The sequence below is a fragment of the Mesorhizobium sp. M0954 genome, assembly GCF_040319155.1.
Lineage (GTDB): Bacteria > Pseudomonadota > Alphaproteobacteria > Rhizobiales > Rhizobiaceae > Mesorhizobium.
In genome coordinates this window covers 1-927 of sequence record NZ_JAMYNR010000081.1, presented here as the reverse complement: position 1 = coordinate 927, position 927 = coordinate 1, and the positions used below count along the sequence as shown (strand labels likewise).

Annotated in this window: 2 pseudogenes; one reads left to right on the top strand and one right to left on the bottom strand. The window is 63.3% G+C overall.

What is annotated here, in order from left to right:
- Positions 1–289 precede the first annotated feature (289 nt).
- A pseudogene (locus tag NKH93_RS34240) lies at positions 290–547 on the top strand (ATP-dependent DNA ligase); the annotation flags it as partial.
- 141 nt (positions 548–688) lie between these two features.
- Here NKH93_RS34240 and NKH93_RS34235 read toward each other — a convergent pair.
- A pseudogene (locus NKH93_RS34235) lies at positions 689–927 on the bottom strand (hypothetical protein); the annotation flags it as partial.

The window sequence follows — 927 nt, the reverse complement described above, 5'->3', positions numbered from 1 at the left end:
ATCGATCCGCGCGGCATGCCGAAAACGCGCGATATCGTCGATCCCTACGAGCACATCGACCGCATCAAGGTGAAGACGCGGGATTTCCGATAAAGCTGCAGCGGTCATCATGTGGTAGTCTGGCCCGCATGACGACGCTTTATCTCAATTGGCGCGCAAGACGGTGAATCCCACAAAGCCGAATAAAACGCATCCGCCGAAATGGACCGAGCCTCAGCTGACGCGCCTGGTCGACGAAGCGCCCAACGGCCCCGATTGGCTTCACGAAATCAAGTACGACGGATACCGCATGCACGCGCGGATCGACGGCAGCGACATCCGCTTGCTCACCCGCACCGGCCTCGATTGGTCGCATCGCTATCGAGCGACGATAGCGGCCCTGCGCGCGCTCCCGGTGAAAGACGCCTATGTCGACGGGGAGCTGTGCGCTGTCCGGGCGGACGGCGTCACCTCGTTCAGCCGCCTGCAGGCCGCCATGGACGAAGGCCGCACGGGCGATCTTGTCTTCTTTGCTTTCGACCTTCTGTTCCTCAACGGAGAAAGCATTGCGAGGCTGCCGCTGATAGATCGCAAGGCGCGACTGGAAGGCCTGTTTTCGAACGACATGCCCGGCCTGCGCTTCAGCGACCACGTCATCGATGACGGGCCTGCGTTCCGCAGCACGCCTGTCGGCTTGCACTCGAGGGCGCTATCTCAAAGCGGATCGACAGCGCCTATGCATCCGGCAATCGCGGCCGTCGCCGTCGACCGCCACATGGCAGACCGACGGGAACGGCAGGTGAGTGGCCACCAGCGGCTCGCGGTTCGCCGCGAGTTCCCGCATAAGACTAACGCGGACGCGGGCCGCCTCCTCGGGGTCGTGTTCGAAGCCGTTGTGCCAGTCGGGATGGTCGAATCCGACCTGGAACACGAGGTCCCCGGCGAACG